Raw genomic sequence first — 7,620 nt, 5'->3', positions numbered from 1 at the left:
TAATTTGCTTTAATTTTTAAGCGGACGTCTGCAACAATATGTATATATTTAATTTAATTAATCAATACTTTTGGATTTTACTTACAAAAGCATCGAGGATATTATTTGATTTTTGTAAACTATATCATAAAATATTACCTATTCCATACAAACAGCCTCCGCAGGATAACTACGGAGGCTGTAAATTATATCAGATATTAGTCATGGGAGCTTATTAGTACATACCGCCCATTCCGCCTGCACCTGCCGCTGCGGCTGCCATAGCAGCGTCAGCCTGTGGATCCTTCTTGTCTGCAACAAGGCTCTCAGTTGTGAGCACCATTGAAGCAACAGAAGCTGCGTTCTGGAGTGCTGAACGTGTAACCTTAGTAGGGTCAACGATACCTGCAGGTATCATGTCAACATACTCAGAAGTATAAGCGTTGAAGCCGTAGCCGACCTTTCTTGAACGGATTATCTTGTCTATGATAACGCTGCCCTCAAGACCTGCGTTCACTGCGATCTGTCTAACTGGTTCTTCAAGAGCCTTGTAAACGATCTGAGCGCCTGTCTTTTCGTCACCGCTGAGCTTGTCAACGAGCTTCTTAACTGCCGGCATAGCGTTGATAAGAGCTGTTCCGCCGCCTGCTACGATACCCTCTTCAACAGCCGCCTTTGTAGCTGCCAGAGCGTCCTCAATTCTAAGCTTCTTCTCTTTCATTTCTACCTCAGTTGCAGCACCGACCTTGATAACAGCTACGCCGCCTGAAAGCTTAGCAAGTCTTTCCTGAAGCTTTTCTCTGTCGAAATCAGAAGTTGTGTTCTCGATCTGTGACTTGATCTGACCAACTCTTGCCTTGATATCGTCGCTGTTGCCTGCGCCGTCAACAATGATAGTGTTCTCTTTCTGAACGACTACCTGTCTTGCTCTGCCCAGCTGCTCCATAGTTGTTTCGCTGAGTTCAAGACCAAGTTCAGATGAAATTACCTGACCGCCTGTAAGGATAGCGATATCCTGAAGCATTTCCTTTCTTCTGTCGCCAAAGCCAGGAGCCTTTACAGCTACGCAAGTGAATGTGCCTCTCAGCTTGTTTACGATAAGAGTTGAGAGAGCCTCGCCCTCAACGTCCTCGGCAATGATAAGAAGCTTCTTGCCAGCCTTTACGATCTGCTCGAGAAGTGGAAGAATTTCCTGAATGTTAGAGATCTTCTTGTCTGTGATAAGAATGTAAGCGTCATCAAGGACAGCTTCCATTTTATCTGTATCTGTTACCATATAAGGTGCGATATATCCTCTGTCGAACTGCATACCTTCAACGACTTCGCTGTAAGTTTCAGCAGTCTTTGACTCTTCAAGAGTAATAACGCCGTCAGCAGTTACCTTTTCCATAGCCTCAGCGATAAGCTACCGATGTTCTCATCAGCGGCTGAAACAGCACCAACTCTAGCTATCTCCTCAGAGCCTTCTATCTTCTTTGAGTTAGCGACGATAGTTTCAACAGCAGTATCTACAGCCTGATCCATACCTTTCTTAAGCACCATTGGATTAGCGCCTGCTGCGATATTCTTCATACCCTCTCTGACAAGAGCCTGAGCAAGCAATGTAGCTGTTGTTGTACCGTCACCGGCAGCGTCGTTAGTCTTAGTAGCGACTTCCTTTACAAGCTGTGCGCCCATGTTCTCAAATGGATCGTCAAGCTCGATCTCCTTAGCGATAGTAACACCGTCGTTTGTGATAAGAGGGGCACCGTACTTCTTATCAAGAACTACATTTCTGCCCTTAGGTCCCAGTGTTATCTTAACAGTGTTTGCGAGCTTGTCGATACCGCTCTGCAAAGCTTTTCTTGCGTCTTCGCCAAAAATTATATCCTTAGCCATTGTAAATTACCTCCGTTTATATACTATTTAAAATGCAGTGAAATTAGTCAACAACTGCGAGAATGTCGTCCATTTTAACGATAATGAACTCTTCACCGTCCAGTTTAACATTAGTACCGCTGTACTTAGAGATAAGCACCTTGTCGCCCTTATTAACACCCATAGTAACGTCCTTTTTACCAGGGCCTACAGCTATTACCTCTGCGACCTCAGGCTTTTCCTTAGCTGAGCCTGTGAGAATGATACCACTCTTTGTGGTTTCCTCAGCCTCTGTCATCTTAACTACAACTCTGTCCTGCAATGGTTTGATCGCCATGATAAGTTCCTCCTTTTATAATACCTTTTAATATGCTAAATTAGGATCCTTCGTGGTCGCACCTATGTTTTCAGCACTCTCACGATCGGATTGTTAGCACTCAGTCTTTCTGAGTGCTAATTATATTTTAGCACCTTTTTCGCAAAATTCAAGTCATTTAAGGTCATTTATGTGATTTTTGTAGGGTTGCACAATATCCATCAAGCTAAAAACTGGTTTCAGAAGCATATTGTACAATTTATTGTGGGGTATTGCAGGTCTGAAATCAGATTTTCGGGTGGGGATAAATGTATTCAATGGAGGTATGCGTATCAACAGTATCCATAATTGTAGGGGACGACGCCCTCGGCGTCCCGTTCGGAGGAATAACGCATAATTGTTGTATCATTGATGCCAAATTATTTTCGGGGTGACATTGTTGTGATAATCTCTGTTAATTCAATGGGTGAGGAATATCGGGACACCGAGGGCGTCGTCCCCTACAGATTTGTTGCCGTTGGGTTCGTGTTTCAGCCGTTTATATTCGATTTTCAAGTTACGTTCGGGGTATGACATTTGGTATTATGTCCTAGGTGTTGCATACACAAAATATCACAATGCACGCCCACGTCCTGATACAAGTACTCTACAGCCTGTTCCAGAATCTCTCATCGTATTCACTAAGTCGCAGGGCTTGTACGTGCCCGCAAGTATCTAAGACGCTTTCTACTTATACACGAAAAACACCTCTTTTGTTGCATAAAAAATGCAACAATTGCAGAAATGTTGCCAAATTAAATATAAAATCATTTGTTTGCACAAGTTTAGTTGTCAAAATTTGTGCAGTTATCACACAAAATTATTACAGAAATATTGATGAAGACACGAGAAAAAATAGTGTGTCTATGCAGTTATCCCACAATTTTAATTTATATCAATATATGCGATTTTAATAAAAAACAGTTGACAAATGGGTGCGGTTTGGTGTATTATTATATTGTAATCGTTTAATCGTTAAGATCAAACAATAATATATTCGGAGGTCAAAATTATGGCAGAGTATTTTAAGGATATTCCAAAGATCAAGTATGAGGGCGTAAACTCAACTAATCCCCTCTCTTTTAAGTATTATAACCCAGATGAGGTTGTAATGGGCAAGACTATGAGAGAACAGCTCAAGTTCGCTCTTTCATGGTGGCACACAATGGGCGGCGACGGCACTGATATGTTCGGCTGCGGCACTACTGACAAGACTTGGGGCGAGGCTGCTCCTGAGGCAAGAGCTAAGAAGAAGGTCGATGTTGCTTTCGAGATAATGGACAAGCTTTCTATCGACTATTTCTGCTTCCATGACCGTGACCTTTCTCCTGAGTACGGCGATCTCGGCACCACTAACGCAAAGCTTGCTGAGGTAGTTGACTACATAGCTGAAAAAATGGCTGCTGACCCTACTAAGAAGCTTCTTTGGGGTACTGCTAAGTGCTTCGATCACCCAAGATATATGCATGGTGCAGGCACATCACCTTCTGCTGATGTTTTCGCTTATGCGGCTGCTCAGATCAAGAACGCTGTTGACGCTACTATCAAGCTTGGCGGTAAGGGCTATGTTTTCTGGGGCGGAAGAGAAGGCTATGAAACTCTTCTGAACACAAACATGGGTCTGGAGCTTGACAACATGGCAAGACTTATGAAGCTGACGGTTGATTATGCTCGTTCAAAGGGCTACACTGGTGATTTCTACATCGAGCCAAAGCCAAAGGAGCCTACAAAGCATCAGTATGATTTCGATACAGCTACAGTTCTCGGTTTTCTGAGAAAATATGGTCTTGACAAGGACTTCAAAATGAACATCGAGCTAACCACGCCACGCTTGCCCAGCACACATTCCAGCATGAGCTGAGAGTTGCAAGAGACAACGGTGTATTCGGTTCTATCGACGCTAACCAGGGCGACCCACTGCTCGGTTGGGATACAGACCAGTTCCCTACAAACGCTTATGACGCTACACTTTGTATGTACGAAGTTCTCAAGGCAGGCGGCTTCACAAACGGCGGTCTGAACTTTGACGCTAAGGCAAGAAGAGGCTCATACACAATGGAAGACATTTTCCTGAGCTACATTGCAGGTATGGACACATTTGCACTTGGTCTTAAGGCTGCTGCAAAGATCATTGAAGACGGCAGACTTGACAAGTTCGTTGATGACAGATATGCAAGCTGGACAACAGGCATTGGTGCAGACATCATTGCAGGTAAGGCTGACATGGAGAGCCTTGAGAAGTATGCAGTTGAGAAGGGCGAGGTTACTGACTCACTTTCTAGCGGCAGACAGGAATATCTGGAGAGTGTACTCAATCAGATCATGTTCAATCTTTAAGCAGGGGCGTGCCCCTGCACCCATATCCGCTATCATTCGTGGTAGCGGATTTTTTATCGCCGCCCATATCATTTTTTACGCTGTGATAAAATATGAAAGTGTGCCCCTGCACCCATATCCGCTATCATTCGTGGCAGCGGATTTTTTGTACAAAAAAAGAGCGGAGTTTTTTGCTCCGCTCTTTGCTTTTTTTCATTACTTTTCTTTTCTTGAGAGTTCCTGCAGCTCCTGTTCATACTGTGAGAAGCCCTCCACAGACTTCATAAGCTCGTCCTCAACGTGTTCTTCATGATTATCCTTAAACACAAACTTCAGGAATACCGGTGTGATTATCGTTGTTGCAACCACCATGATGATGATAGGTGCGAAAACCTCGTCGCCCATAAGTCCAAGCTTTTGTCCTTTAGCCGCTACTATAAGTGCGACCTCGCCTCGTGAGATCATTCCCATTGCTATCTGCAAGCTTTCCTGATTTGTATACTTACAAACCTTTGCGCCTAGTCCGCAGCCTATTATCTTTGTGATTATTGCCACAGCAAGGAGCAAAACTGTGAACAGCACCATTTTGCCGCTCATATTGATACCGTTCATTGTAAGGCCGATGCTTGCAAAGAACACCGGTGAAAGGAACATATACGAAAGTGTTTCAAATCTGTTGGAGATATACTTTACGTCCTTTTCGCTTGAAATTGCAAGACCTGCAACAAATGCGCCTGTGATATCTGCTACGCCGAAAAGCTCTGCTACATACGCCATGAGCAGGCAGAAAACGAAGGAAATGATAACGTGACGTCTAAGGTCTTTTTTATCTCTTTTTCTCCACTTTGTGAACACAACATGGTAAACCACCGTACAGCCGATAGCCACTGCAAAGAACGCTACTATCTTAATAAGAACTGTTGCAACGTGAACGCTTGTATCTGCAAGGCTTGTGATAAGGGTCAATGCGATGATACCAAGGATATCGTCTATGATAGCCGCACCGAGAATGGCATTACCTGCTCTTGTAGACAGCTTGCCAAGCTCTTTCAGAGTTTCTACTGTGATTGAAACTGATGTTGCAGTAAGCACAACGCCTATGAAGAGGTGCTGCAGGAATGGTGAGCAGGCGAGCTTATCGCCCTTTCCTACGCCCATTGCAGCGGCAAGTCCAAGTCCGCCGAACAGTGGTACGATAACGCCAAGAAGAGCGATTATGAATGACGCTTTACCGGTCTTTTTAAGCTCCTTAACGTCTGTTGTAAGTCCTGCGGTGAACATCAGCACGATAACGCCAATTTCTGACAGTTCTGAGATGAACTCAGTTTCTTTTACAACATTAAGAACAGCAGGTCCGAGTATTACACCCGCCAACAACGCACCGACTACCTGCGGCAGTTTCATTTTCTTTGTTACAAGTCCGAGAATTTTGGTCGAAAGCAGTATAAGTGCAATAAACAATATGTAGCTGTATTCTTCCATGATTTTACTTCCTTTCCACGCCGCCATTATATGACGTTAATGCGTAAAAATAACGATCTACAGCATTTTACTCTCTGCAAATCGTCATTGATTTTCCGTATCTTATTATAGCATTATGCCGCATTATAGTCAACAGACAGCACAATTTGTTCACAAAAAAGAGCAACAAAAAAGAGCCGCAAAAGCCGGCTCTTTTTGTGATTATTTTATCAAAGTTTGTTTATACAGCTTTTTTGCCGTTAGGGAATATCTTATCCTCGCAGATACCTGCCATTTTTTCTATAGCAGGTTGGATATCCTGCCACAGACCACAGCCATCGTCCTGACCGCTTGTTTTCCATGCAAACACACCGTTCCAACCATTGTTGTAAGCGTCCTCATAAGCTGAGGTGATGTCGAAATCGCTGTCGCTTGCAACGGCCGGGCATTCGCCTATAACGCAAGGCTTTGTACCGTCAAGGCCAAAGTCTGTTGGAGATTCGCTGAAAGGATATCCCCACATTCCCTGCATCCAAGTGTACCAATGAGTTGAATAGAAGTCAACATAGGCAAGGCTCTTGTCATACTTATCACCGCTCAAAACGCTCTGAAGCTCGCTGTCGGATATTTTGTTGCCCTGTTGGCTGTCGGAGTTATACTTTATCATACCCAGACCCACGGTTACAAGAACGTCTGAATTTGCATGGATAGCTGCAGCTGCCTTTGCATAATACTGCTCCAGATAGGACCAATCAAGCTTGCCGCACTCTTCATTTTCAACTATCCAGTCAGGCTCGTTACAAAGGTCTACAGACCAGAAATAGTCGCTCTTGCCGTATCTCTGAACGAGAGGAACTATGTAGTTATCTACAAACATATCTGTCTTGTCGCTGTCCTGAATAAGCGTTCTCCAAGCCTGATAATTCTGATTCTGATCCTTGAAGTTATCAAAGGACTGAACTGTTGCCATTATATAGATCTGATACTGCTCTGCAAGATAGAACAGATTGTCAAGATCCTCCCAATGAGCTGTTGTTGCACCGTCAAATGTACCGTCTGCTGAGATAGCCATACCAACGTCGCCATTGCAGATTATCCAGATCCTTGCGGCATTTACGCCTGAATTGTGAAGCTTCTGGAAATGATCCTGCCAGAACTCAAAATTAAAGCCTCCGCCAAAGTCGTTCCACTTATCCCATGGAGCGTTCACTCCATTGAACCAAAGCTCCTTGTCGCCCACCATGAATTTTGTTCCGTCGATCTTGACTTTCGCTGAGCCGTCGGTCGTTGTTGCATAATCCTTTTCAGGCATTGCAGTTTCCGAAACAACGGCAGAGCTGTTGGTTGCTTTGCTTTCAGCCTTTGAGCTTGAGGAATTATCTCCGCAGCCCACGGTCGAAACAAGCATCAGCACTGCAAGTGATGATGCAAGCCACTGTTTAACTTTCATAAAATATACCTTCCTTTCTTTGAGATAAAGCTATGAACACATTTGATTATAGCACAATACCGCTTCATTTTCAATAGCAAAATCTGATTTTTGGCAGATAATATCCTCTGAATTTTTAACATCGTATAATTATATCAGCGTTAATAAATCGGGACTTTTTCATATGGTAATTAAAAATATGAACATTTGAGATTTATACACA

Annotated in this window: 3 protein-coding genes and 2 pseudogenes; 1 reads left to right on the top strand and 4 read right to left on the bottom strand. The window is 43.6% G+C overall.

Annotation, left to right across the window (positions count from 1 at the left end; genetic code table 11):
• Positions 1-214 precede the first annotated feature (214 nt).
• Positions 215-1,857, bottom strand: a pseudogene (groL, locus tag DW793_RS13415) (chaperonin GroEL).
• 43 nt (positions 1,858-1,900) lie between these two features.
• Positions 1,901-2,173: a co-chaperone GroES gene (locus DW793_RS13410; RefSeq protein ID WP_022288719.1), complete on the bottom strand. Its 273-nt coding sequence runs from the start codon at positions 2,171-2,173 to the stop codon at positions 1,901-1,903.
• 1,030 nt (positions 2,174-3,203) lie between these two features.
• Between DW793_RS13410 and xylA the strand changes: the two are divergent.
• A pseudogene (xylA, locus tag DW793_RS13405) lies at positions 3,204-4,528 on the top strand (xylose isomerase).
• A 195-nt stretch (positions 4,529-4,723) separates the two neighbouring features.
• On the opposite strand, the gene DW793_RS13400 reads toward xylA, so the two are convergent.
• Both DW793_RS13400 and DW793_RS13395 read right to left on the bottom strand, forming a co-directional pair.
• Positions 4,724-5,989: a cation:proton antiporter gene (locus DW793_RS13400; RefSeq protein WP_117938320.1), complete on the bottom strand. Its 1,266-nt coding sequence runs from the start codon at positions 5,987-5,989 to the stop codon at positions 4,724-4,726.
• A 220-nt stretch (positions 5,990-6,209) separates the two neighbouring features.
• Complete coding sequence (locus DW793_RS13395) at positions 6,210-7,418, bottom strand: cellulase family glycosylhydrolase (protein WP_118158445.1); 1,209 nt, start codon at positions 7,416-7,418, stop codon at positions 6,210-6,212.
• Between the last annotated feature and the right edge of the window lie 202 nt (positions 7,419-7,620).

The organism is Ruminococcus sp. AM31-15AC, from assembly GCF_003462045.1.
Lineage (GTDB): Bacteria > Bacillota > Clostridia > Oscillospirales > Ruminococcaceae > Hominimerdicola > Hominimerdicola aceti.
This window is presented reverse-complemented; position numbering and strand designations above follow the sequence as displayed.

What these genes read in the sequence shown, in the direction of transcription:
- DW793_RS13410 (WP_022288719.1), bottom strand. Translation starts at nt 2,173, where the DNA reads ATGGCGATCAAACCATTGCAGGACAGAGTTGTAGTTAAGATGACAGAG.
- DW793_RS13400 (WP_117938320.1), bottom strand. Translation starts at nt 5,989, where the DNA reads ATGGAAGAATACAGCTACATATTGTTTATTGCACTTATACTGCTTTCG.
- DW793_RS13395 (WP_118158445.1), bottom strand. Translation starts at nt 7,418, where the DNA reads ATGAAAGTTAAACAGTGGCTTGCATCATCACTTGCAGTGCTGATGCTT.